The following is a 22601-nucleotide window of genomic DNA, read 5'->3' as shown; positions in this document are numbered from 1 at the left end:
CTCCCACCAGGCAACGACACCAAGGAGAATCCCCCATGAGCTCGCTCGGACTGCAGGCCACCGGCGCCGCACTCGAGGCCATCGACCGCCACGTGCCCGCCCTGGTGCAGGACCGCTTCGCCAGCCGCCTGTCCGAGCGCGACGCCACCCTGTGGGGTCCGGCCGCCGAGGACGAGGCCTCGAGGCGACTGGGCTGGATGACGCTGTTCGAGGACTCGCGCGCCCTGGTGCCCCAGGTCGAGCAGCTCCGCGAGGAACTCGCCGCGGAGGGCATCACCCGCGTGGTCCTGGCCGGGATGGGCGGGTCCTCCCTGGCCCCGGAGGTCATCGCGGCCACCGTGGGCGCGCCGCTGACGACCCTGGACTCCACCGACCCGGAGATGGTGGGCAACGTGCTGGCCGCCGGCGTGAAGGACACGGTCCTGGTGGTCTCCTCCAAGTCGGGGTCCACGGTGGAGACCGACTCCCAGCGCCGGGTCTTCGAGCAGGCCTTCGCCGACGCCGGCGTGGACCCGAGGGCCCACGTGGTCGTCGTCACGGACCCGGGGTCCCCGCTCGAGCAGTCGGCCCGGGAGGCCGGATACCGCCGGGTCTTCACGGCGGACCCGACCGTCGGTGGACGCTACTCCGCCCTGACGGCCTTCGGGCTCGTGCCGACCGGCCTGGCCGGGGTGGACATCGCGCGGTTGCTGGACGAGGCCGAGGAGACCCTCGAGGTGCTCGTCACGGACGAGCCGGACAACCCGGGCCTGCAGCTCGGTGCGGCGATGGCCGGCACGGATCCCCTCCGGGACAAGCTGGTGTTCTCGGACGAGGGGTCCGGCCTGGTCGGCTTCGCGGACTGGGCCGAGCAGCTCATCGCCGAGTCCACCGGCAAGGACGGCACGGGCCTGCTCCCGGTCGTCGTGGACGCCGGGGATCCCGAGACCACCGGGGACGCCGGTGACCTGCTCCAGGTCCGGCTCGTCGCCGACCCGGACGATCGCGAGGAACGGGCCGGCACCGACCAGGCCACCCGCTCCGAGGACGCCGTGGAGGTGTTCGGCTCGCTGGGCTCCCAGTTGCTGCTGTGGATGTTCGCGACGGCGGCCGCCGGCCGGATCCTGGGCATCAACCCCTTCGACCAGCCCGACGTCGAGGCCGCCAAGACGGCCGCCCGCGGCCTGCTGGACGCCACGCCCGAGCCGGGCACGCCCGACGCCGTGATCGGTGCCGTCGAGCTCACCGGCCCGGCCGACATCGTGGGGGCCCCGGACGTGGCCTCGGTGCTGGGCGCCGTCGCCCGCCTGGTGCCCGAGCGGGGCTACCTGGCCGTGCAGGCCTACCTGGACCGCCTGGGCTACCCCGAGCTGGAGACCCTGCGGGCCGTCCTGGCCCGGGAGTCCGGCCGGCCGGTCACCTTCGGCTGGGGACCACGCTTCCTGCACTCCACCGGCCAGTACCACAAGGGCGGTTCGGCCGGGGGCGTGTTCCTGCAGATCACGGCGGACTCCGACGTCGACCTGGCCATCCCCGGCCGGCCCTTCACCTTCGGCCAGCTCATCTCGGCCCAGGCGGACGGTGACGCCACCGTGCTGCGCGAGCACGGCCTGACGGTGGTCCGGGTGCACCTGACCGACCGCGGTCAGGGCATCGCCCAGCTGCTCAACGGTTTCCGCGGTGCCTGAGACGGCCCAGGACCGCGGGACGAGGAACCCGCTCCGGGACCCCCGTGACCGGCGACTGACCCGGATCGCCGGCCCCTCCGCCCTGGTGCTGTTCGGCGTCACCGGCGACCTGGCGCGCAAGAAGCTGCTGCCGGCCATCTACGACCTGGCCAACCGCGGCCTGCTGCCCCCGGGGTTCTCCCTGGTCGGGTACGGCCGGCGCGACTGGGACGACGCGGCCTTCACCGACTACGTGCGCGCCTCCGTGCAGGCCTCGGCCCGGACCGAGTGGAACGACGCCGTGTGGGACCAGCTGCGCGGCGGCTTCCGGTTCATCTCGGGCGCCTTCGGCGACTCCGGGGCCTACGAGCGGCTCAGCGACACCCTGGCCGTCCTGGAGTCCTCCCGGGGGACCGGAGGGAACACCGTGTTCTACCTGTCCATCCCCCCGGACTGGTTCGAGGAGGTCTGCCAGCAGCTCGCCGACCACGGACTGGCCGGACGGCACCACGACTCCGGCACCCGGCCCTCCCCGGCGCGCACCGGGTCCTCGGGACGGCCGTGGCGCCGCGTGGTGATCGAGAAGCCCTTCGGCCACGACCTGGCCAGCGCGCGGGAGCTCAACGACGTCATCGAGCAGGTGTTCGTGCCGGACGCAGTGTTCCGGATCGACCACTACCTGGGCAAGGAGACCGTCCAGAACATCCTCGCGCTGCGCTTCGCGAACCGGTTGTTCGAGCCGCTGTGGAATGCCAATCACGTGGACCACGTCCAGATCACCATGGCCGAGGACATCGGCATCGGCGGACGGGCCGGGTACTACGACGGCGTCGGCGCGGCGCGGGACGTCATCCAGAACCACCTGCTGCAGCTGCTCGCCCTGACCGCGATGGAGGAGCCGATCTCCTTCGACGCGGACCACCTGCGCACCGAGAAGGAGAAGGTGCTGGCCGCCGTCGAGGTCCCCACCGACCTCGGGGCCGCCTCGGCGCGGGGCCAGTACACCGGCGGCTGGCAGGGCGGGGAGAAGGTCACCGGCTTCCTCGACGAGGAGGGCTTCAACCCGGCGTCCACCACGGAGACCTACGCGGCGCTGCGGCTGGGCATCCGGACCCGGCGCTGGGACGGGGTGCCGTTCTACCTGCGCGCCGGCAAGCGCCTCGGCCGGCGCGTCACGGAGATCGCGGTCGTGTTCAAGCGTGCCCCCAACCTCCTGTTCCCGGGGCACCGGGAGGACGAGTTCGGCCAGAACACCATCGTGGTGCGGGTGCAGCCGGACGAGGGCGTGACCATCCGGTTCGCCTCGAAGGTGCCCGGCACCCAGCAGGAGGTCCGGGACGTGACCATGGACTTCGGCTACGGGCACGCCTTCACCGAGGACAGCCCGGAGGCCTACGAGCGGCTCATCCTGGACGTGCTGCTCGGCGAGCCGCCGCTGTTCCCGCGCCAGGCCGAGGTGGAGCTCTCCTGGGCCATCCTGGACCCGTTCGAGCAGTACTGGGCCTCGCTGCCCGGACAGCCCGAGCCCTACGCCCCGGGCAGCTGGGGTCCCGTGACCGCCGACGAGCTGATGGCGCGCGACGGCCGTGCCTGGAGGAGGCCCTGATGATCATCGACATCAAGGACACCACCACCTCCCGGGTGGCCAAGGAGATGAACCGGCTGCGCCAGGCCGGCGGCGTGGTCACCCTCGGACGCGTCCTCACCCTCATCATCGCCACCTCCGACGACCACGTGGAGTCCTCGATCCGGGCGGCCAACCTGGCCAGCCGGGAGCATCCCTGCCGGATCATCGTGATCGCCGTCGGCGACCCCGAGGCGGAAACCGCCCTGGACGCCCAGATCCGGGTCGGCGGGGACGCGGGCGCCTCGGACGTCGTGGTGCTGCGCGGTGCCGGGTCCAACGCGGTGGAGTCGGAGTCGCTCATCGGCGCCCTGCTGCTGCCGGACGCCCCGATCGTCGTCTGGTGGCCGCACCGGCCCCCGGAGGTCCCGGCCGACTCCCCGCTGGGCCGCATCGCGCACCGCCGGATCACGGACACCGCCACGGCGGTCTCGGCCCGGGCGGCGTTGATGCACCTGCGGACCACCTACCGGGCCGGGGACACCGACCTGGCCTGGACCCGGCTGACGGGCTGGCGCATCCAGCTGGCGGCCATCCTCGACGGGCTGGACCCGGCGGAGATCCGCTCCGTCACCGTGGACGGCGCCGAGGACTCCCCCTCCACCATGCTGCTGGCGGCCTGGCTCACGCGCCGTCTGGACGTCCCCGTGACGATGGCCCACTCCAAGGCCGGCCACGGCATGCGCTCCGTCCGGCTGCGCAGGGAGGACGGTGACATCGTGCTCTCCCGCCCCGTGGGCGACGTCGCGTCCCTCTACCAGCAGGGCCGACCGGTCCAGCGCATCTCCCTGCCCAAGCGCAGCGACCAGGAGTGCCTCGCCGAGGAGCTCCGGCGGCTGGACCCCGACGAGGTGTTCGGCGACGTGGTGGTGAACGGGCTGCCCCTGACCGACCTGAAGGCGGTACTTCCCAGTGAACGATGACCACGTGACCATCACCACCGATCCGAGCGGGGACTCCGTCCGCGTCTACGGGGACCGCGAGGCCCTGTGCCGGGCCGCCGCCCGGGAACTGCTCCGTGTCCTCACCGAGGCCGTCAGCGGCCGGGGCAGCGCCTCGGCGGTCCTCACGGGAGGCGGGACCGGTACGGGCATCCTCGCCGCCCTGGCCCGGCTGGTCGAGGAGGAGCCGGCGCTGGACTGGTCGCGCGTGCACCTGTGGTGGGGCGACGAACGCCACCTGGCCGCCGGCGACCCGGACCGCAACGAGGTCCAGGCCGCGGCGGCGCTGGTGGACGCGCTCGTGGACGCCCACGGGATGCCGGCCGGCAACGTGCACCGCGTGCCGGCCGCCGACGGCTCCGGCCCGGACGACGCCGCCGTACGCTACGCCGCCGAGCTGGCCCGGCACGCCCAGGCCGACCCCGGTCCGGACCCGCGGCTGCCCGTGTTCGACGTGGTGATGCTGGGCGTGGGCCCCGACGCCCACGTGGCCAGCCTGTTCCCCGGCCTGCCGGGCCCGCAGGCGAGGAACGCGACGGTGATCGGGGTGGAGGACTCCCCCAAGCCCCCGCCGCTGCGCGTCTCGCTGACCGTCGAGGCCCTGAACACCGCCCGGCGGCTGTGGTTCGTGGTCGCCGGCCTGGACAAGCAGGAGGCGGTCACGGCCGTGCGTGGGGCCAGGAACGCGAAGACCACCGATGCGGCCCGCTGGCCGGCATCGGTGGTCTCGGGTGCGATGGCCACCACCTGGTGGCTGGACGGTGCGGCCGCCCGCTGAGACACGGGCGGTGCCGCTGGCTCCCGTCGGCGACCCGGGTGCCCGAAGGGCTCAGAAGTCCTGGGAGAACCGCATGATCAGGCCCAGGGCCACGACGATCGCGCCCCAGGTGATGCCGAGCGTGACCGTGAGGCGGTTCAGGTTCTTCTCGGCGACGCCGGAGGCGCCCAGGGACGAGGTCACGCCCCCGCCGAACATGTCCGACATGCCACCGCCACGGCCCTTGTGCAGCAGGATCAGCAGCACCAGCAGGACGCTGATGAGCGCCAGGGTGATCTGCAGGATGAGGGTCAGGACGTCCACGTCACTCTTTCCATTGGGGGTGCGCCGGTCAGTCGGTCAGCAGGTGGTGCTCGAACCTGACAATGCTAGCAAACTCGGACTCGTCGAGGCTGGCACCGCCCACCAGGACGCCGTCCACGTCGCGCTCCCGCAGGATCGCCGCCACGTTCCCGGACTTCACCGAGCCGCCGTACAGCAGGCGGACGCCCCGGGCGGTGGCGTCGTCGTAGAGGCCGGCCAGCTCGGCACGCAGCGCGGCGCACATCTCCTGGGCGTCCGCCGGCCCGGCCACCTCACCGGTGCCGATGGCCCACACCGGCTCGTAGGCGACCACGAGCCCGGAGACGGCCTCGGCGGACAGGCCGGACAGGCCGTTCCGCAACTGGGCCAGGGTGTGCTCCACGTGCCCGCCGGCCCGGCGGACCTCCAGGCCCTCGCCGACGCAGAACACGGGGGTCAGCCCGTGGCGCAGGGCCGCCTGCAGCTTCCGGTTCAGCAGGGCGTCGTCCTCGCCGTGCAGGGTGCGCCGCTCGGAGTGCCCCACGAGCACGTAGCGGCAGCCGAGACGGTCCAGGAACTGGCCCGAGATCTCCCCGGTGAACGCACCGGAGTCCTCGGCGGAGAGGTCCTGGGCCCCGTAGGCCAGCGGCAACCGGTCACCCGCGACCAGGGTCTGCACGCTGCGCAGGTCGGTGAACGGCGGGAAGACCGCCACCTCGACCCGCTCGAAGTCGTGGTCGGCGTCGGCCAGGGTCCAGGACAGCTTCTGGACGAGGGTGACGGCCTGGAGGTGGTCCAGGTTCATCTTCCAGTTCCCCGCGATCAGCGGGGTGCGGTCATAGACGCCGTTGGTCTGGGAGGTCATGCCCCGGCACCTGCCTGGCCGGCCGCCGGGGCGGTCTCCAGGGCGGCGACGCCCGGCAGGGTCTTGCCCTCGAGGTACTCGAGGGAGGCACCGCCCCCGGTCGAGATGTGACCGAACTGGGAGTCCTCGAAACCCAGGGTCCGCACCGCGGCCGCGGAGTCCCCGCCGCCGACGACCGTGAGCCCCTGGGCCTCCGTGAGTGCCTGGGCCACCGTGCGGGTGCCGTGGGCGAAGGCCTCGAACTCGAACACGCCCATGGGCCCGTTCCAGAACACGGTGTGCGCGCCGCGGATCTCCTCACCGAACGCGGCCCGGGTCTCGGGTCCGATGTCCAGCCCGATGGCCTTCTCCCCGTGTGCGCCCGCGGTGAGGCGGTCCACCGGCAGCACCTCGTGGTCGGCGTCCGCGGCGAAGCCGGACGCCATCACGATGTCCGTGGGCAGCACGATCCGGCAACCGCCGTCCTGGGCGCGCCGGAGGTACTCGGTGACGACCGGGACCTGGTCCTCCTCGAGCAGCGAGGCGCCCACCTCGTGGCCCTGTGCCCTGAGGAAGGTGAAGAGCATGCCACCGCCGATCAGCAGGGTGTCGGCACGCTCCATGAGGTTGTCGATCACGGCGAGCTTGTCCGAGACCTTGGAACCGCCGAGCACCACCACGTACGGGCGGTCGGGGTCACCCGTGAGGCGGGAGAGCACGTCCAGTTCCCGGGCCACCAGGGCGCCCTGGTAGGACGGCAACCGCCCGGCGATGTCGTAGACCGAGGCGTGCCGGCGGTGCACGGCGCCGAAGGCATCGTCCACGTAGGCGCCGTGCTCTCCCGTGAGGGCCGCCATCTCCGCCGCCAGTGCCTCGCGGTCGGCGTCGGCCTTGGAGGTCTCCCGCGGGTCGAAGCGGACGTTCTCGAGCAGCAGGATGTCCCCGTCGGACATCGCGGCCGCCTGCTCGCGGGCCGAGTCGCCTGTGACGTCTCCGGCGAGGCGCACGTCGCGGCCGGACAGCTCCGCCATCCGGTCGGCGGCCGGCCGAAGGGAGTACTTCGGGTCCGCCTGGCCCTTGGGACGGCCCAGGTGGGCCATGACGATCACCCGGGCGCCGGCGTCGGCCAGCGCCGTGATGACCGGCAGCGAGGCGCGGATGCGGCCGTCGTCGGTCACCGTCCCGTCGTCCAGCGGGACGTTCAGGTCCGAGCGGACCAGGACGTGGCGTCCGGCGACGCCCTCCTGCAGCAGGTCGTCAAGGGTCTTGGCGGTCATGCGAAAGTGCCTCTCTGAAGGAATTGCGGCTCGATGCGGTGCGGTGGCGGGGTCAGAGCCTGGACGCGACCAGGGAGGTCAGGTCCACGAGCTGGGAGGTGTAACCCCACTCATTGTCATACCAGCCGAGGATCTTCACCGTCTTGCCGATCGACTTGGTCAGCGGCGCGTCGAAGGTGCAGGCCGCCGGGGCGCCGATGATGTCGGTCGAGGTGATCGGGTCCTCGGAGTAGACCAGTCGCCCGCCCGAGAGCGGACCGGACTCGGCGGCGGCCCGGAAGGCGGCGTTGACCTCGTCCACGGAGGCCTCCCGTTCCAGCTCGACGGTCAGGTCCGTGGCCGATCCGGTGATGACCGGCACGCGCAGGGCGAAGCCGTCCAGCTTGCCCTTCAGTTCGGGGATCACCTCGCCGATCGCCTTGGCCGCGCCGGTGGACGTGGGGACGATGTTCTGGGCGGCGGCCCGGGCACGCCGACGGTCCTTGGCGTGGGGGGCGTCGTGCAGGTTCTGGTCGCCGGTGTAGGCGTGGACCGTGGTCATGATGCCGTCGATGATCCCGAAGGACTCGTGCAGCACCTGGACCATCGGGGCCAGGCAGTTGGTGGTGCAGGAGGCGCTCGAAACGATGTCCATGGTGCCAGGGTCGTAGTCCCGGTCGTTGATGCCCATCACGAACGTGCCGTCGATGCCCTTGCCGGGGGCCGACAGGACGACCTTCCTCGCTCCGGCCTCGAGGTGCTTGCGGGCCTGCTCCCCCTTCGTGAAGTGCCCGGTGCACTCGATGACGATGTCCACGCCGAGCTCACCCCAGGGCAGGTCGGCCGGGTCCTTCTCGGAGAAGACCCTGATGGTCCGGCCGTTCGCCACGAGGTTGCCGTCCACGAGGTCGATGTCATGACCGTACCGGCCCATGACGGAGTCGTACTTCGTCAGGTACAGCAGGTCCTCGGCACCGGTGAGGTCGTTGACGGCCACGAGCTCCAGGTCATGGCCGTCCTGCTCGAGGACACGGAGGATGCTCCGGCCGATGCGGCCGAATCCATTGATGGCGATCTTGGTCACGGTCATGCCTTTCAGTCGTGCGGGGAGGGTGGACGACGAGGGACTGCGGGGAGACGGCATGGGCGGGGCCGGCCGGGCTGTGACAGGCCGGCCGGCCCCGGGTAGTTCATCGGATCAGGGGGTGATCAGCTTCGCGGCGCCGGTGCGGGCGGCCTCGAAGCGGGCGGCGACGTCCGCCCAGTTGACGATGTTCCAGACGGCCTTGACGTAGTCGGCCTTGACGTTCTGGTAGTCCAGGTAGAAGGCGTGCTCCCACATGTCCAGCTGGAACAGCGGGATGGTGGCGACCGGCACGCCGTTCTGCTGGTCGTAGAACTGCTCGATGACCAGGTTGCCACCGATCGGCTCGTAGGCCAGAACGGCCCAGCCGGAGCCCTGGATGCCCAAAGCGGCGGCGGTGAAGTGGGCCTGGAACTTGTCGAACGAGCCAAAGAACTCGTCGATCGCGGCGGCGAGCTCACCCTCGGGCCTGTCGCCACCGTTCGGGGAGAGGTTCTTCCAGAAGATGGAGTGATTGGTGTGGCCACCGAGGTTGAAGGCCAGGTCCTTGGAGAACTGGTTCACGGAACCGAAGTCACCGGCCTCGCGGGCCGCGGCGAGCTTCTCCAGGGCCGTGTTGGCGCCCTTGACGTAGGTGGCGTGGTGCTTGGAGTGGTGCAGCTCCATGATCTTCGCCGAGATGTGCGGCTCGAGAGCGGCGTAGTCGTAATCCAGCTCCGGCAGGGTGAATTCAGCCATTATTCCTCCTTGGTGGACGTGTGGCCGGGACCTGTACGACAGGCCCCGCGGATCGTGGCCCCGAGAAGGAGCCATCTGTCTCATCCTATGCATGCGCGGGGCCCGACTGGCCAATGATTCCGCTGTCAGCCACAATGTCCGGCCGGTGTATCGCCCGGTCACCGGCACCCCGAGGCCCACCCCGGGGCATCCTGCCGCGCCCGGGTCGTTGCCGGGGACACCGCGGGGATGATGACAATGGAGGGGTCCTCAGCATGCCGACCCAGGAGGTGGACCGATGTCGAGCGCAGCGACCGGTGCCGGCGGGGAAGCCGGCCCCGGTGTGGAGCAGCGGGCCGGGGACCGCGGGAGCCGGCGCGCGGTCGCCTCGGGGTTCCTCTTCGGTTGTGGCATCGCGGCGTCGATGATCGACCTGTTCGTCTTCCACCTGGGCCTGCAGTGGCATCACTTCTACGACCTGTCCACCCCGGAGGTGGCACTGGCCGCCGACGGGGTCTTCCACGCCCTCGGGTGGTTCATCACGGTCTGGGGGCTGTTCCTGCTCGCGGACGTGCGCCGGCGCGGCGACGTGCCCTGGCGCCGGTGGACGGGGGCCGTGATCGCCGGGGTCGGGGCCTTCCAGCTCTTCGACGGGGTCGTCAACCACAAGGTGCTCGGGATCCACCAGATCCGCTACCACGTGGACCTGCTGCCGTATGACCTGGCCTGGATCGGCTCGGCCGCGCTGCTCGTGCTCATCGGGACCGCCATCCTGTGGCGGACCCGGCCGGCGCCGGCCGCCGGATGATCGCGGCCCGCATGGACCACGGGCACGGGACGGGACCCGCCGCCGGCGGTTGCGGAGGTGCCGACGCCCTGGGATGGTTCCTGGCCGACGCCGCCGTCGTGCTGCTGCTGGCGGGGGCCGCGCTGGGCTACGCGCTGGGCCTGTGGGCGTCCCGGGGCCGCTCCCCGTGGCCGGTCCGGCGGGTCCTGTGCTGGTACGCGGGGCTGGGATGCGTGGGGGCGGCGCTGCTCGGGCCCCTCGCCCGGGCCGCCCGCGAGGGCTTCGCCGCCCACATGAGCGCACACCTGCTGCTGGGCATGATCGCTCCCCTGCTGCTGGTGCTGGCCGCACCGGTGACCCTGGCCCTGCGGGCGCTGCCGGTGCGCGCGGCACGGTCCCTGACGCGCCTGTTGCGCCGGAGGGCCGTGCGGGTCATCACCCACCCGGTGGTCGCGGCGGTGCTCTCCGCCGGCGGGCTGTGGGTCCTGTACACGACGGCGCTGTACCCGCTGATGCACGCTTCGCCCCTGGTGCACGCACTCGTGCACGCCCACGTGCTGCTGGCCGGCTCTCTCCTCACCGCCGCGCTCGTGGGTCCGGACCCGGATCCGCACCGGGCCTCGATGGTCGTGCGCTCGGCGGTGCTGGTCGCCTTCATCGCCGCCCACTCGGTCCTGGCCAAGTGGCTCTACGCGCACCCGCCGGACGGGGTGGGCCGGGCGGACGGCGAGGCCGGCGCCCAGCTGATGTACTACGGCGGGGACGCCGTGGACGTGGTCCTGATCGTGCTCCTGTTCAGCGGCTGGTACGCCACCACCCGGCCCCGGGGGCGGGTGCGTTCCGGGAGCGGGGCCGGAGCCTAGTCCTCGTCCGCGGCGGACGGCGCCTCGGCGTGCAGGGCCGCGTCGGTGCTGGGCAGGCCCTCCTCCGCCGCGCGCTTGTCCGCCATGGCCAGCAGGCGCCGGATGCGCCCGGCGATCGCGTCCTTCGTCATGGGCGGATCGGCCAGCCGGCCCAGTTCGTCCAGCGAGGCCTGCTTGTGCTGGACCCGGAGCTGTCCGGCGTACTTCAGGTGGTCCGGGACCTCCTCGCCGAGGATCTCCAGCGCGCGCTCCACCCGGGCACCGGCGGCGACGGCGGCCTGGGCCGAGCGACGCAGGTTGGCGTCGTCGAAGTTGGCCAGTCGGTTCGCGGTGGCCCGGACCTCCTTGCGGGTACGGCGTTCCTCCCACACCAGCACCGTGTCATGGGCGCCCATCCGGGTCAGCAGCGCCGAGATGGCGTCCCCGTCGCGGATGACCACGCGGTCCACGCCGCGCACCTCCCGGGCCTTGGCGGTGATGCCCAGGCGCCGGGCCGCACCGACCAGGGCCAGGGCCGCCTCGGGACCGGGGCAGGTGACCTCCAGGGCGGAGGACCGGCCCGGTTCCGTCAGCGACCCGTGGGCGAGGAAGGCCCCACGCCACACGGCCTCGGAGTCGGCGACGGAGCCGTTGACGATCGCCGGCGGCAGACCGCGCACGGGGCGGCCCCGCACGTCCAGCAGGCCGGTCTGCCGGGCCAGGGACTCGCCGTCGCGCACCACCCGGATCACGTAGTGGTTGCCCTTGCGCAGGTTGCCGCCGGAGACCACGATGATCTCGCTGCCGTGACCGTAGACCTCGGCGATCGCGGTCCGCAGGCGGCGGGCCGCCGCGGCGTTGTCCAGCTCGGCCTCGATGACGATGCGCCCCGAGATGATGTGCAGCCCGCCGGCGAAGCGCAGGATCGCCGACACCTCGGCCTTGCGCTCAGAGGAACTCCTGACCGCGTGGTGGGTCAGCTCCTCTTTCACCGCAGCAGTCAGGGCCATGGGTCGCCTCACATCTTTCACTTGAACTCGTGGTGGCCCGGCGGCGGCCGGGTGGGTACGCGCAGGGGGTCAGGGTCTCGTGAAGGCCTCCTGGAAGGCCAGGGCCAGGCGCAGCGGATCGTGCACCGGCGTCCCGGAACCGGCCCCTACCTTACTAAACTGCACGGCCGCACCGAGACGGGAGGCGGCCTTCTCGAAGCCGGCCCGGTCCTGGACCGCGTCGGGATCGGCCAGCACGACGTCGATCCGCAGGTCCGGCGCATGATGGTGCACCGCCTCGAGGTGGTCGGCGGCGCTCATGCCGGAGGTCTCGGCGGTGTCCACGGCGAGGTTCATCACCAGGGCGCGGCGTGCGGTGGTCCCCTCGAGGGCCTCCCGCAGCTCCGGCAGCAACAGGTGCGGCAGGACCGAGGTGTACCAGGACCCCGGGCCGAGGACCACCCAGTCGGAGAGCTCGATGGCCTCCAGCGACTCCCGGCAGGCCGGGGCGTCGTCCGGCTGGAGCTGGATCTGCGAGACCCGGGTGTTCCGGCCGGCGGCGGCGAGCGAGGCCTGGCCGGAGATGGTGCGCCGGATCAGCTCGCCGTTGCGGCCCTCGGCGAGGACCGAACCGGAGATCGTCAGGGGGATGGTGGACATCGGCAGGACCTGGCCGCGCGCGCCCAGCAGCGCCCCGGCCCAGCGGAGCCCGCTCACCGGGTCGCCCAGGAGCTCCCACAGTGCCACGATCAGCAGGTTGCCCAGGGCGTGGTTGTCCAGGGTGCCGTCCACGCCCTCCTTGGAGTGGAAGCGGTGCTGCATGACGTCACGCCAGGTCCGGCCCCAGTCGGTGTCGTCGCACAACGCGGCCAGCGCCATCCTGAGGTCGCCGGGGGGCAGTACGTCCATCTCCTGCCGGATGCGCCCGGAGGACCCGCCGTCGTCCGCCACCGTGACGACGGCGGTGATCTCCCCGGCGATCAGGCGCAGGGCCCGCAGCGTCGCGGAGAGTCCGTGCCCGCCACCCAGCGCGGTGACGCGCAGGGTGGGGTCGTACGTGCCCCCGGCGATCGACTGGGAGACCGGGACCAGGGGTAGCTGGCCGGTGAAGTGCGTGCTCATTCCCGCCCCAGGTCCCGGTGCTGCACGTTGACGGTGACCCGTGGCTGCTGGCGGAGCCGGCGGGCCAGCTCCTCGGCGACGGCCACGGAACGGTGCTTGCCGCCGGTGCAGCCGACGGCGAAGGTGCCGTAGTGCTTGTTCTCCCGACGGTACCCCTCCAGGACCGGCAGCAGCGCCTGGACGTAGCGGTCCACGAACTCCGCCGCCCCGTTCTGGCCCAGGACGAAGTCCGAGACGGCCGCGTCCTTGCCGGTGAAGGGGCGCAGTTCCGGCACCCAGTGCGGGTTGGGCAGGAACCGGACGTCGGCCACGAAATTGGCGTCCTGGGGCAGCCCGTACTTGAAGCCGAAGCTCATCACGTTCAGGCGCAGGACGATCGGCCCCGACTCGGTGAACAGCTCCGTGATGGTGGTGGCCAGGGAATGGACGTTCATGGAGGTGGTGTCCACCACGATCTCGGCCTGCTCCTTGAGGTCCTTCAGCAGCAGTCGCTCGGCGGCGATGCCGTCCGGGATCCGGCCGGAGCCCTGGAGGGGGTGGGGCCGGCGGGCGGACTCGAACCGGCGGACGAGCAGGTCGTCCGCGGCGTCCAGGAACAGCACGCGGTAGTCGACGCCCTGGGCGCGCAACTGCTCGAGGGCCTCCTGGATGTCCGTGAACAGGTCCTTGGACCGGACGTCGACCACGAGCGCCATCCGCGGGATGGCCTCGGGCGAGCGGCCCACGAGGTCCGTCAGGGTGCCGAACAGCTGCGGGGGGATGTTCTCCACCACGTACCATCCGTGGTCCTCGAGGGCGTGTGCGGCGGTGGTGCGTCCTGCCCCGGACATGCCGGTGACGATGAGTACCTCGGAAGTGGCCGGTTTCACCGGGATCAGGCCGTCGCTCATGCGTCCAGCCTACCCAGTGTCAGTCCAGGATCTCCCCGGTGGTCAGGTTGATCCCGTACTGGTCCGCCACCTGGTCCACGGCCTCCTCCCCCGCCTGGCCCGGGGCCCCGTCGGCTCCCTGGCCCGGATGCAGGGAGGCGTGGACGGCGGCGGCCAGGGCGGCACCGATGCCCGGGGCCTGACGGAGCTCGTCGAGGCCGGCCGCCCGGATCCGCTTCACCGAGCCGAAGTGCTTGAGCAGCGCCTTCTGCTTGGTGGGTCCGAGCCCGGGGATCCCGTCCAGCGCCGAGGAGACCATCGACTTGGCACGCTTCTGCCGGTGGAAGGTGATGGCGAAGCGGTGGGACTCGTCGCGTAGCCGCTGCAGCATGTAGAGCCCCTGCGAGGCCCGGGGCAGCACGACCGGGAACTCCTCCCCCGGCAGCCACAGCTCCTCGAGGCGCTTGGCCAGTCCGACCACCGGCAGGTCGGTGATCCCGAGGTCCGCCAGGGCCTGTGCGGCCGAGGCCACCTGGGCGGGGCCGCCGTCGACCACCACGAGGGAGGGCGGGTAGGCGAACCGCCGGGCGCCCGCCTCGGCCGGGGCGGCACCCTCCGGTCCGTCGGTGCCGGCATCGGGGATCTCACCGGTGGTGAAGGACCCGTTGCGTTCCTGGTCCTCCAGGTAGTGCCGGAAGCGGCGGGTCAGCACGTTGTGCATGGCGGCGGTGTCGTCACGGGCAGCCTCCCCGGTGACGGCGAACTTCCGATAGTCGGACTTCTTGGGGAGCCCGTCCTCGACGACCACCATGGACCCGACGACGTTCGTGCCGGACACGTGCGAGATGTCGTAGCACTCGATCCGCAGCAGCGGTTCGTCCAGCTCCAGGGCCTCCTGCAGTTCGCGCAGCGCGGCCGAGCGGGTGGTCAGGTCCCCGGAGCGGCGGGTCTTGTGCAGTCGCAGCGCCATCCGGGCGTTCTCCTGCACCGTCTCCATCAGGGCGCGCTTGTCCCCCGCCGGGGCACCCGCAGGCTGACCTGGGCACCGCGCAGGCCGGTCAGCAACGTGGCGACCTGTTCCGCGTCCTCCGGAAGCTCGGGGACCAGCACCTCACGCGGGATGCGGCTGGAGTCCTCGAGGGACCCGTAGACCTGTTCGAGCAGCTGCTCGACCATCTGGGGCCCGGAGACGTCCTCCACCTTCTCGACCACCCAGCCGCGCTGGCCGCGGATCCGGCCCTCGCGCACGTGGAAGACCTGGACGGCCGCCTCCAGCTCGTCCTCGGCGAAGGCGAAGATGTCCGCCTCGGTGGACTCGGACAGCACCACGGCGTTGCGCTCGAAGACCCTCTTCAGGGCGGCGATGTCGTCCCGGCGCCGGGCGGCGTCCTCGTAGCGCAGGTCGGCCACGGCCTCCTTCATCTGCTCCTCGAGCCGGCGGATGTACCGGTGGGCGTCCCCGGCCATGAAGTCGCAGAAGTCCTGGGCGAGCTGGCGGTGGTCCTCGGCACTGACGCGGCCCACGCAGGGTGCGGCGCACTTGTCGATGTAGCCCATCAGGCAGGGCCGGCCGGAGAGCTCCGCGCGCCGGAAGACACCGGCGGAGCAGGTGCGCACGGGGAAGACCCGCAGCATCAGGTCCACGGTCTCGCGGATCGCCTTGGCGGGATGGAACGGCCCGAAGTACTTCACGCCCTTGCGCCGGTCCCCGCGCATGACCTGGACTCGGGGGTACTTCTCGTTCATGGTCACGGCCAGGTACGGATAGGACTTGTCGTCCCGGTACATGATGTTGAACCGCGGGGTGTACTGCTTGATCCAGGTGTACTCGAGCTGCAGGGCCTCCAGCTCCGAGCCGACGACCGTCCACTCGACCGAGGAGGCCGTGAACACCATGGCGCGGGTCTTCGGATGCAGCCCGGCGGGGTCCTGGAAGTAGGACGCCAGGCGGGAGCGCAGGTTCTTGGCCTTGCCCACGTAGAGGACCCGGCCGTCCGGGTCGCGGAAACGGTACACCCCCGGCGAGGTGGGAACCTCACCGGACCTCGGCCGGTAGCTGGCCGGATCAGCCATGGCGCATCAGTCCCGCATCAGTCCTGACCCCCGCCGACCGGGGCGTTGTACTGCTCCACCCGCTCCTGGCCGGAGAGCGCGGCGATCGCGTCCATGACCTGGGCGGTGGCCTGCTTGCGCGGTGGCAGCGGGTGCTTGCGACCCAGGTGCTCGAACTGGAGGGGTTCGCCCACGGCCAGGCTGAAGTGGTGCGGGGTGACGCGGTTCGTGCCCGGGGGCTGGAGCCGGTCCGTGCCCCGGAGTCCCACGGGGACCACCGGCATGCCGGTGGCCAGCGCGAGCCAGCCGACGCCGGTGCGGCCCTTGTAGAGCCGCCCGTCCCGGCTGCGCGTTCCCTCCGGGTAGATCCCCACGCCGGACCCGGCCTGCACGAGTTCCACCAGCTGGTCGAGCGCGGCCACGGAGGCGGCCTGCTGGTCGCGCTGGACGGGGATCGACCCGACGGACTCGAAGAAGCCCTTCATCACCCGGCCCTTGAGGCCCGGCTGCGTGAAGTACTCGGACTTGGCGAAGAAGTGGACCATCCGCGGCATGAGCGCCTGCAGGATCACCGAGTCCAGGAACGACAGGTGATTGCTGGCCACGATGAACCCACCGGTCCGCGGGACGTTCTCGAGTCCGGTGACGGTGGGGCGGCAGGAGACCTTCAGGGCGGCACGGAACCCCCAGCGCACGGCCTCGTTGGTCGCCATGTCCATCCTCTCGCTGCGTGGGTGCGTGCTGGTCCGCACCGGTTCCGTTGAGGACCGGCGGACCGGTCCATCATAGTGTGCTCAGTGCTGGATGGCCCGCTCGCCCAGCAGGCGCCGGCACAGCGCGGGCAGTTCCGCCGGGCTGTCGCACAGCGCCTCGGCCCCGGCGGCCGTCAGCTCGTCCCGGTCGCCGAAGCCCCACAGCACCCCGATGCCGGGCAGGCCGTGGTGCGCGGCGCCGTCGAGGTCGAAGTGCCGGTCGCCCACCATGACGGCACGCGGCTTCCCGTGCCCGCCCATCCCGACGGCGGCCAGGGCCTCGGCCATCGCCTGCACCTTGGTGCCCCCGGGCGGGACGGGCGCGGTCTCGTCGTCGCTGGAGCCGCAGATGGCCACGAAGTGGTGGTCCAGGCCCTGGATGCCCAGCAGCCGGCGTGCACTCGAGACCGGTTTCGAGGTCGCCACCACCAGGTCGTGGTCCCGGCCCAGGTCCTCCAGCGCCTCATGGATGCCCGGGTAGACCACGCTCGCGGCCATCCCGTGCTCCCGGTAGCCGGCGCGGTACTCGCGGATGAGGACCAGCAGGTTGTCCTCGGTCACCCCGTCCAGGCTCCGCAGTCCCTCCCGCAGCGGGGGCCCGACCAGTGCGCGCAGCCGCTCCGGTCCCGGCACGGGCAGCCCGTGGCGGGCGAGGGTCGCCGCGATGCCCCCGGTGATGGCCCCCGCGGGGTCCACGAGGGTGCCGTCCAGGTCCAGCAGGACGGCGGGACGCGGGCTGCCGGTGGCGGGCGCCGCGGCCGTCACAGGACCTCGGCGAGGAACCGGCCGGTGTGGCTCGCCGGGTTCTTCGCCACCTGTTCCGGCGTGCCCGTCGCCACGATGGTGCCACCGCCGGAACCGCCCTCGGGACCGAGGTCGATCAGGTGGTCGGCCGACTTGATGACGTCCAGGTTGTGCTCGATGGTGATGACGGTGTTGCCCTTCTCCACCAGGGACTGCAGCACGCCGAGCAGCTTGCGGATGTCCTCGAAGTGCAGGCCGGTGGTCGGCTCGTCCAGCACGTAGATCGAGCGGCCGTTCGAGCGCTTCTGCAGCTCGGCGGAGAGCTTGACGCGCTGGGCCTCGCCGCCGGAGAGCGTGGTGGCCGGCTGGCCGAGCCTGACGTAGCCCAGGCCGACGTCCACCATCGTGTTGAGGTACCGCGAGATCTTGGAGTAGGCGGAGAAGAACTCGGCGGCCTCCTCGATCGGCATGTCCAGCACCTCGGCGATGTTCTTGCCCTTGTAGTGCACCTCGAGGGTCTCGCGGTTGTACCGGGCGCCGTGGCAGACCTCGCAGGGCACGTAGACGTCCGGCAGGAAGTTCATCTCGATCTTCAGGGTGCCGTCCCCGGAGCAGGACTCACAGCGGCCGCCCTTGATGTTGAACGAGAACCGGCCGGGCTGGTAGCCGCGGACCTTGGCCTCCTGGGTGTCCGCGAACAGCTTGCGGATGGTGTCGAACACGCCCGTGTAGGTCGCCGCGTTGGACCGCGGCGTGCGCCCGATCGGGCTCTGGTCGACGTGCACGACCTTGTCGAGGTGCTCGAGGCCGTTCACCCGCTTGTGCCGGCCGGGGACATGGCGGGCGTTGTTGAGCTGGTTCGCCAGCACCTTGTAGAGGATCTCGTTGACGAGGGTGGACTTGCCCGAGCCGGAGACGCCCGTGACCGCGGTGAGCACCCCGAGGGGGAAGTCCACGGTGACGTCCTGCAGGTTGTGCTCGCGCGCCCCGACCACGGTGAGCCTGCGGTCCTTGTCCACGGGCCGACGCTCGGCCGGCAGCGTGATGGCCCGGCGGCCGGAGAGGTAGTCCCCGGTGATCGAGCGCTCGTTGGCCTTGAGGTCCTCGAGGGACCCGGAGTGGACCACCTCGCCGCCGTGCTCGCCGGCCCGGGGGCCGATGTCCACGATCCAGTCGGCCTCGGCGATGGTGTCCTCGTCGTGCTCCACCACGATCAGGGTGTTGCCCAGGTCGCGAAGCCGGTTGAGGGTCTCGATCAGCCGGCGGTTGTCCCGCTGGTGCAGCCCGATGGACGGCTCGTCCAGGACGTAGAGGACGCCCACCAGTCCGGAGCCGATCTGGGTGGCCAGCCGGATGCGCTGGGCCTCTCCGCCGGAGAGCGTGCCCGCCGGGCGCTCCAGGTTCAGGTAGTCGAGGCCGACGTCGAGCATGAAGTGCAGCCGGGCCAGGATCTCCTTGAGGACCTGGTCGGCGATCTGCCGGTCACGGGCGGACAGCTCCAGTCCCTCGAGGAAGGTGATGGCATCCCGCATGGGCAGGACCGAGGCCTCGGCGATGGACTTCCCGCCGACCAGCACGGAGAGCGACGTCGGGTTCAGCCGCGTGCCGTTGCAGGCGGCGCAGGGGATCTCGCGCATGTAGGACTCGTAGCGGTCCCGCGCGTTGTCCGACTCGGTCTCCAGGTGCTTGCGGTGGATGTAGTCGATCACGCCCTCGAAACCGGTGGTGTACCGGCGTTCGCGGCCGAAGCGGTTGCGGTACTGGACCACGACCTTGAAGTCCTTGCCGTGCAGTACGGCCTTGCGGGCCGAGGCGGGCAGCTTCTTCCACGGGGTGTCCATGGAGAACCCGACCTCGTCGGCGAGGCCGGACAGCAGGCGCTTCCAGTACTCGGACGTGGACTTGCCCATGGACCAGGGGGCGATGGCGCCCTCGGCGAGGGAGAGGTCGGGGTCCGGGACCACCAGGTCCTCGTCCACCTCGAGCCGGGTGCCGATGCCGGTGCAGACCGAGCAGGCCCCGAACGGGTTGTTGAAGGAGAACGACCGCGGCTCGATCTCGTCGATGGACAGCTGGTGGCCGTTGGGGCAGGACAGCTTCTCCGAGAAGGAGCGGTACTTGCGGTTCCCCTCGGCGTCCACGGCGTCCCACTCGCCGGCGTTGGCCTTCTCCGGGTCCACAGCGGCGTCCACGTCCACGAAGTCCACCACCACGAGTCCGTCGGCGAGCTTCAGCGCCGTCTCCACGGAGTCGGTGAGCCGCTGGCGGATCCCGTCCTTCATCGCCAGCCGGTCCACGACCACGGCGATGGTGTGCTTGACCTGCTTCTTCAGCTTGGGCGGGTCGGAGAGCTGGATGAGCTCGCCGTCGACGATGGCGCGCGAGAAGCCCTGGGTGGCCAGGGAGGAGAAGACGTCCACGAACTCGCCCTTGCGGCCCCGCGCCACGGGGGCCAGCACCTGGAAGCGGGTCTTCTCCGGCAGCTCGGAGAGCTGGTCGACGATCTGCTGGGGTGACTGCCTGGAGGCCGGCTGCCCGCACTCGGGGCAGTGCGGCACGCCGATCCGCGCCCACAGCAGGCGCATGTAGTCATAGACCTCGGTGATCGTGCCCACGGTGGACCGCGGGTTCCGGTTCGTCGACTTCTGGTCGATGGACACCGCCGGGGACAGGCCCTCGATGAAGTCGACCGAGGGCTTGTCCACCCGGCCCAGGAACATGCGCGCGTAGGAGGACAGGGACTCCACGTACCGGCGCTGGCCCTCCGCGAAGATCGTGTCGAAGGCCAGGGAGGACTTCCCGGACCCGGACAGCCCGGTGAAGACCACGAGCGAGTCCCGGGGGATGTCCAGGTCGACGTTCTTCAGGTTGTGTTCCCGGGCTCCCTTGACCACGATCCGGTCCGGGTCGTGGCGATGGCCACCGCTGTCCGGGCCCGCGGCCAGGCCGCGGGCGGTGGTGGGTGGAATGGTCTGGTCAGTGATCGTCAGAGGGGTATCGGGCACGCCGTCCAGTCTATTGGAGGACGCCTTCGAAGACATCTTCGAAACGTCGGCCGAGAGCGTAACCGGCCCCGGGCGTGCCTCCGGCACCGCCGTCGCGCTCAGGACGACGGGTAGACGGCCTCGAGCTGCCGGACCGCCTGGCGCCGCGTGAACCCGAGCGACTGCGCGGCCTCCGCGTAGGCGGTGGCCGCCGCGGCCAGCCGGTCCTCGGCGTCATCACCGCCGCGGGCCACCACGGTGCCCAGCCGGGGCCGGGCCGTGACGACGCCGGCCTGCTCCAGTTCCTTGTAGGCGCGCGCCACGGTGTTGGCGGCGACCCCCAGGGCGGCCGCGAGGCCGCGCACGGTCGGCAACTTGGTGCCGACCGGCAGCCGATTGCGATGGATGAGGTCGAGCAGTCCGGTGCGGACCTGCTCGAAGGGCGGGACGGTGGAGGAGGTGTTGATGGCCAGGGCCTTGACGAGCCAGGCCGGCACCGATCCCTGCTGCGGCGCCCGCGCCGCGCTGTCGTCCTCCACCAGCACTCCTCCGTCTCCCGTGCACCCGCTGATGACCCCACCCTAGCGAACGGCGTGGACCGGGTCTTGACCTCCCCGACGGCCTTGCCCTTCGGAACGTCAACGTCCCTAGACTGGGTCGCATGCCTTCTTCCACCTCACCGATCCGGTTGCTGCACGACCTGCCCCAAGTGACGGTCCGACAACGCTCGGTCTCCGAGATGGCGAACAACGTCTACGTCCTGACCTCGAAGACCTCCGGGACCCAGGTGCTGATCGACGCCGCGGACGATGCGGAGGCGGTCCGGGAACTGCTGGAGTCGGCGCGAGAGGACACCCCCTGCGAGCTCAAGCTCGCGGTGATCATCACCACCCACCAGCACTGGGACCACGTCCGGGCGCTGGCCGCGGTGGCGGAGTCCACGGGCGTGCCCACGGCCGCGGGGACCGCGGACGCCGCCGCGATCGAGGAGGCCACCGGCGTGGCCGCCAAGGTCCTGCTGAACCACGGGGACACCGCGGCCTTCAACGGGATCTCGCTGGCCGTCGTCGGCCTCCGCGGCCACACCCCCGGTTCGGTGGCCCTGGTCTACGAGCCCGAGGACGGCCCGCCTCTGTGCTTCAGCGGCGATTCGCTGTTCCCCGGGGGCGTGGGCAACACGCAGCAGGACCCGGAGCGGTTCGAGTCCCTGTTCGCCGACGTGGTGGCCAGGCTGTTCGACGTGTATCCGGACGACATGATCGTGCATCCCGGCCACGGGGACCCGACCACGCTCGGCGCGGAGCGACCGCACCTGGCGCAGTGGCGCGAGCGCGGCTGGTGAACGGCCCGGCTCAGATGCTGGGCGCCAGGTCGCTCTTGACCCCGACCACGAAGATGCGACGGAACGGGTAGTCGGTCAGCCGCACCCCGTCCGGGGTGAGGTAGGTCGGGTAGGAGGCGCGCATGATGCGCTTGTACTCCTCCACGTACCGTTCCACCAGGTTCGTGCCGTCGCGCCGGTCGGCCTCCTCCAGCCGCTGCAGCGAGGGTCGCAGCGCGGCCCCGCGGACCCAGTCGTAGACGGGATCGGACCCGGTGAGCGGCTGGGAGTAGGTGGTCTCCCAGACGTCGGCCTCATAACCGGCCGCGATCAGGGTCTCCAGGTACTCCTCGGTGGTGTAGACGGACTCGCGCTCCATCACGCCCTCCAGCGCCGCCGCGTACTCCGGGCGGCGGGACAGCTCGGCCATGGTGGCGTGCGAGGGGGCCTCGAAGTTCCCGGGCACCTGGACGGCGAACCAGGCCCCCGGCCGGAGGGCGGCCAGCCAGCCGGCGACCAGCTCGCGGTGGTCCGGGATCCACTGGAGCATGGCATTGGAGACCACCACGTCGACGTCGGCGCCCGGTTGCCAGCGCTGGGCGTCCACCTGCTCGAAGGACAGGTTGGCCGGCGCCCCCGGCTCGGCGGCCAGCCGGCGGGCGGTGTCCACCATGTCCGCCGAGGAGTCCAGTCCGGTCACGTGGGCATCGGGCCAGCGCTCGGCGAGGGTGGCCGTCATGTTGCCGGGGCCGCAGCCGAGGTCCACGACCACCCGGGGATCGGTGATACGGATCCGGGCCGTCAGGTCGCGGTAGGGCCGGGCCCGGCGGTCGGCGAAGACGCTGTACTGCTCCGGATCCCAGGTGAAGTCGCGCATGCTTCCACGCTAGCGCCCGCCGGCCCGGAGCGTACCCGTGGGATGACGCGGGAGGACACGAACCCACCACGGAACGCCAACTAGGCTGGC

At 71.5% G+C, this 22601-nt stretch carries 20 protein-coding genes and 1 pseudogene; 7 read left to right on the top strand and 14 right to left on the bottom strand.

The genetic code is table 11. The features are described 5' to 3' along the window. Window positions 1-35: 35 nt before the first annotated feature. Genes CITRI_RS0100480 through pgl form a run of 4 tightly spaced genes read left to right on the top strand, consistent with a single transcriptional unit; the run spans window position 36 to window position 4989 of the window. Window positions 36-1667, top strand: a complete 1632-nt coding sequence (locus tag CITRI_RS0100480; RefSeq protein WP_010142561.1) for a glucose-6-phosphate isomerase — start codon at window positions 36-38, stop codon at window positions 1665-1667. Then, window positions 1660-3252 carry a glucose-6-phosphate dehydrogenase gene (zwf, locus tag CITRI_RS0100475; protein WP_010142560.1) on the top strand — a complete coding sequence of 531 codons (1593 nt, stop codon included), beginning with the start codon at window positions 1660-1662 and terminating at the stop codon, window positions 3250-3252. The genes CITRI_RS0100480 and zwf overlap by 8 nt, the downstream gene beginning before the upstream one ends. Continuing rightward, window positions 3252-4193: a glucose-6-phosphate dehydrogenase assembly protein OpcA gene (locus CITRI_RS0100470; RefSeq protein ID WP_010142559.1), complete on the top strand. Its 942-nt coding sequence runs from the start codon at window positions 3252-3254 to the stop codon at window positions 4191-4193. The genes zwf and CITRI_RS0100470 overlap by 1 nt, the downstream gene beginning before the upstream one ends. 4 nt (window positions 4194-4197) lie before the next feature. Beyond that, window positions 4198-4989 (top strand): 6-phosphogluconolactonase, encoded by a 792-nt coding sequence (gene pgl / locus CITRI_RS0100465; RefSeq protein WP_029138905.1) that lies wholly within the window; start codon window positions 4198-4200, stop codon window positions 4987-4989. A 51-nt stretch (window positions 4990-5040) separates the two neighbouring features. Here the strand turns inward: pgl and secG are convergent, their stop codons facing one another. The 5 genes from secG to CITRI_RS0100440 all read right to left on the bottom strand — a co-directional run bounded on the left by secG (window position 5041) and on the right by CITRI_RS0100440 (window position 9193). Continuing rightward, complete coding sequence (gene secG / locus CITRI_RS0100460; RefSeq protein ID WP_010142557.1) at window positions 5041-5292, bottom strand: preprotein translocase subunit SecG; 252 nt, start codon at window positions 5290-5292, stop codon at window positions 5041-5043. 28 nt (window positions 5293-5320) lie between these two features. After that, window positions 5321-6136, bottom strand: a complete 816-nt coding sequence (tpiA, locus tag CITRI_RS0100455; RefSeq protein WP_010142556.1) for a triose-phosphate isomerase — start codon at window positions 6134-6136, stop codon at window positions 5321-5323. Further along, window positions 6133-7392, bottom strand: coding sequence for a phosphoglycerate kinase (gene pgk / locus CITRI_RS0100450; RefSeq protein WP_010142555.1), 1260 nt, complete (start codon window positions 7390-7392; stop codon window positions 6133-6135). The genes tpiA and pgk overlap by 4 nt, the downstream gene beginning before the upstream one ends. 52 nt (window positions 7393-7444) lie before the next feature. Further along, window positions 7445-8461, bottom strand: a complete 1017-nt coding sequence (gene gap / locus CITRI_RS0100445) for a type I glyceraldehyde-3-phosphate dehydrogenase (protein WP_010142554.1) — start codon at window positions 8459-8461, stop codon at window positions 7445-7447. A gap of 108 nt (window positions 8462-8569) precedes the next feature. Next, on the bottom strand, window positions 8570-9193 hold the full coding sequence (locus tag CITRI_RS0100440) for a superoxide dismutase (RefSeq protein WP_010142552.1): 624 nt from the start codon (window positions 9191-9193) through the stop codon (window positions 8570-8572). A 277-nt stretch (window positions 9194-9470) separates the two neighbouring features. Here CITRI_RS0100440 and CITRI_RS0100435 point away from each other — a divergent pair, with 277 nt between their 5' ends. After that, window positions 9471-9980, top strand: coding sequence for a DUF2243 domain-containing protein (locus tag CITRI_RS0100435; protein ID WP_010142551.1), 510 nt, complete (start codon window positions 9471-9473; stop codon window positions 9978-9980). Next, window positions 9947-10822 (top strand): cytochrome c oxidase assembly protein, encoded by an 876-nt coding sequence (locus CITRI_RS0100430; protein WP_010142550.1) that lies wholly within the window; start codon window positions 9947-9949, stop codon window positions 10820-10822. The genes CITRI_RS0100435 and CITRI_RS0100430 overlap by 34 nt, the downstream gene beginning before the upstream one ends. Here CITRI_RS0100430 and whiA read toward each other — a convergent pair. From whiA to CITRI_RS0100390, 8 genes and pseudogenes are all read right to left on the bottom strand, one after another. After that, window positions 10819-11811 carry a DNA-binding protein WhiA gene (whiA, locus tag CITRI_RS0100425; RefSeq protein WP_010142549.1) on the bottom strand — a complete coding sequence of 331 codons (993 nt, stop codon included), beginning with the start codon at window positions 11809-11811 and terminating at the stop codon, window positions 10819-10821. The two genes, CITRI_RS0100430 and whiA, sit on opposite strands and share 4 nt — an antisense overlap. A 69-nt stretch (window positions 11812-11880) precedes the next feature. Next, complete coding sequence (yvcK, locus tag CITRI_RS0100420) at window positions 11881-12912, bottom strand: uridine diphosphate-N-acetylglucosamine-binding protein YvcK (protein WP_010142548.1); 1032 nt, start codon at window positions 12910-12912, stop codon at window positions 11881-11883. After that, window positions 12909-13802, bottom strand: coding sequence for an RNase adapter RapZ (gene rapZ, locus CITRI_RS0100415; RefSeq protein ID WP_010142547.1), 894 nt, complete (start codon window positions 13800-13802; stop codon window positions 12909-12911). The genes yvcK and rapZ overlap by 4 nt, the downstream gene beginning before the upstream one ends. Window positions 13803-13821: 19 nt before the next feature. Further along, a pseudogene (uvrC, locus tag CITRI_RS18635) lies at window positions 13822-15854 on the bottom strand (excinuclease ABC subunit UvrC). Between the two features lie 17 nt (window positions 15855-15871). Beyond that, window positions 15872-16546: a 1-acyl-sn-glycerol-3-phosphate acyltransferase gene (locus CITRI_RS0100405; protein ID WP_010142544.1), complete on the bottom strand. Its 675-nt coding sequence runs from the start codon at window positions 16544-16546 to the stop codon at window positions 15872-15874. Window positions 16547-16627: 81 nt separating this feature from the next. Further along, window positions 16628-17350, bottom strand: coding sequence for an HAD hydrolase-like protein (locus CITRI_RS0100400; RefSeq protein ID WP_010142543.1), 723 nt, complete (start codon window positions 17348-17350; stop codon window positions 16628-16630). Then, on the bottom strand, window positions 17347-20370 hold the full coding sequence (uvrA, locus tag CITRI_RS0100395; protein WP_050813534.1) for an excinuclease ABC subunit UvrA: 3024 nt from the start codon (window positions 20368-20370) through the stop codon (window positions 17347-17349). Before uvrA ends, CITRI_RS0100400 begins: the two co-directional genes overlap by 4 nt. 62 nt (window positions 20371-20432) lie before the next feature. Then, window positions 20433-20852, bottom strand: a complete 420-nt coding sequence (locus CITRI_RS0100390) for a GntR family transcriptional regulator (RefSeq protein ID WP_010142540.1) — start codon at window positions 20850-20852, stop codon at window positions 20433-20435. Window positions 20853-20974: 122 nt separating this feature from the next. Here CITRI_RS0100390 and CITRI_RS0100385 point away from each other — a divergent pair, with 122 nt between their 5' ends. Continuing rightward, complete coding sequence (locus CITRI_RS0100385) at window positions 20975-21655, top strand: MBL fold metallo-hydrolase (RefSeq protein WP_029138901.1); 681 nt, start codon at window positions 20975-20977, stop codon at window positions 21653-21655. Window positions 21656-21665: 10 nt separating this feature from the next. Here CITRI_RS0100385 and CITRI_RS15635 read toward each other — a convergent pair whose 3' ends face one another. Beyond that, window positions 21666-22511, bottom strand: coding sequence for a methyltransferase domain-containing protein (locus tag CITRI_RS15635; protein ID WP_010142538.1), 846 nt, complete (start codon window positions 22509-22511; stop codon window positions 21666-21668). Window positions 22512-22601: the final 90 nt, after the last annotated feature.

Origin of the sequence: Citricoccus sp. CH26A (genome assembly GCF_000224415.1) — a bacterium.
Classification (GTDB): domain Bacteria; phylum Actinomycetota; class Actinomycetes; order Actinomycetales; family Micrococcaceae; genus Citricoccus.
The sequence above is the reverse complement of the archived record's forward strand: the minus strand, read 5'-3'. Positions and strand labels throughout refer to the sequence as shown.

What these genes read in the sequence shown, in the direction of transcription:
- CITRI_RS0100480 (WP_010142561.1), top strand. Translation starts at nt 36, where the DNA reads ATGAGCTCGCTCGGACTGCAGGCCACCGGCGCCGCACTCGAGGCCATC.
- CITRI_RS0100470 (WP_010142559.1), top strand. Translation starts at nt 3,252, where the DNA reads ATGATCATCGACATCAAGGACACCACCACCTCCCGGGTGGCCAAGGAG.
- tpiA (WP_010142556.1), bottom strand. Translation starts at nt 6,136, where the DNA reads ATGACCTCCCAGACCAACGGCGTCTATGACCGCACCCCGCTGATCGCG.
- pgk (WP_010142555.1), bottom strand. Translation starts at nt 7,392, where the DNA reads ATGACCGCCAAGACCCTTGACGACCTGCTGCAGGAGGGCGTCGCCGGA.
- gap (WP_010142554.1), bottom strand. Translation starts at nt 8,461, where the DNA reads ATGACCGTGACCAAGATCGCCATCAATGGATTCGGCCGCATCGGCCGG.
- CITRI_RS0100440 (WP_010142552.1), bottom strand. Translation starts at nt 9,193, where the DNA reads ATGGCTGAATTCACCCTGCCGGAGCTGGATTACGACTACGCCGCTCTC.
- CITRI_RS0100435 (WP_010142551.1), top strand. Translation starts at nt 9,471, where the DNA reads ATGTCGAGCGCAGCGACCGGTGCCGGCGGGGAAGCCGGCCCCGGTGTG.
- whiA (WP_010142549.1), bottom strand. Translation starts at nt 11,811, where the DNA reads ATGGCCCTGACTGCTGCGGTGAAAGAGGAGCTGACCCACCACGCGGTC.
- yvcK (WP_010142548.1), bottom strand. Translation starts at nt 12,912, where the DNA reads ATGAGCACGCACTTCACCGGCCAGCTACCCCTGGTCCCGGTCTCCCAG.
- rapZ (WP_010142547.1), bottom strand. Translation starts at nt 13,802, where the DNA reads ATGAGCGACGGCCTGATCCCGGTGAAACCGGCCACTTCCGAGGTACTC.
- CITRI_RS0100405 (WP_010142544.1), bottom strand. Translation starts at nt 16,546, where the DNA reads ATGGCGACCAACGAGGCCGTGCGCTGGGGGTTCCGTGCCGCCCTGAAG.
- uvrA (WP_050813534.1), bottom strand. Translation starts at nt 20,370, where the DNA reads ATGTCTTCGAAGGCGTCCTCCAATAGACTGGACGGCGTGCCCGATACC.
- CITRI_RS0100385 (WP_029138901.1), top strand. Translation starts at nt 20,975, where the DNA reads ATGCCTTCTTCCACCTCACCGATCCGGTTGCTGCACGACCTGCCCCAA.
- CITRI_RS15635 (WP_010142538.1), bottom strand. Translation starts at nt 22,511, where the DNA reads ATGCGCGACTTCACCTGGGATCCGGAGCAGTACAGCGTCTTCGCCGAC.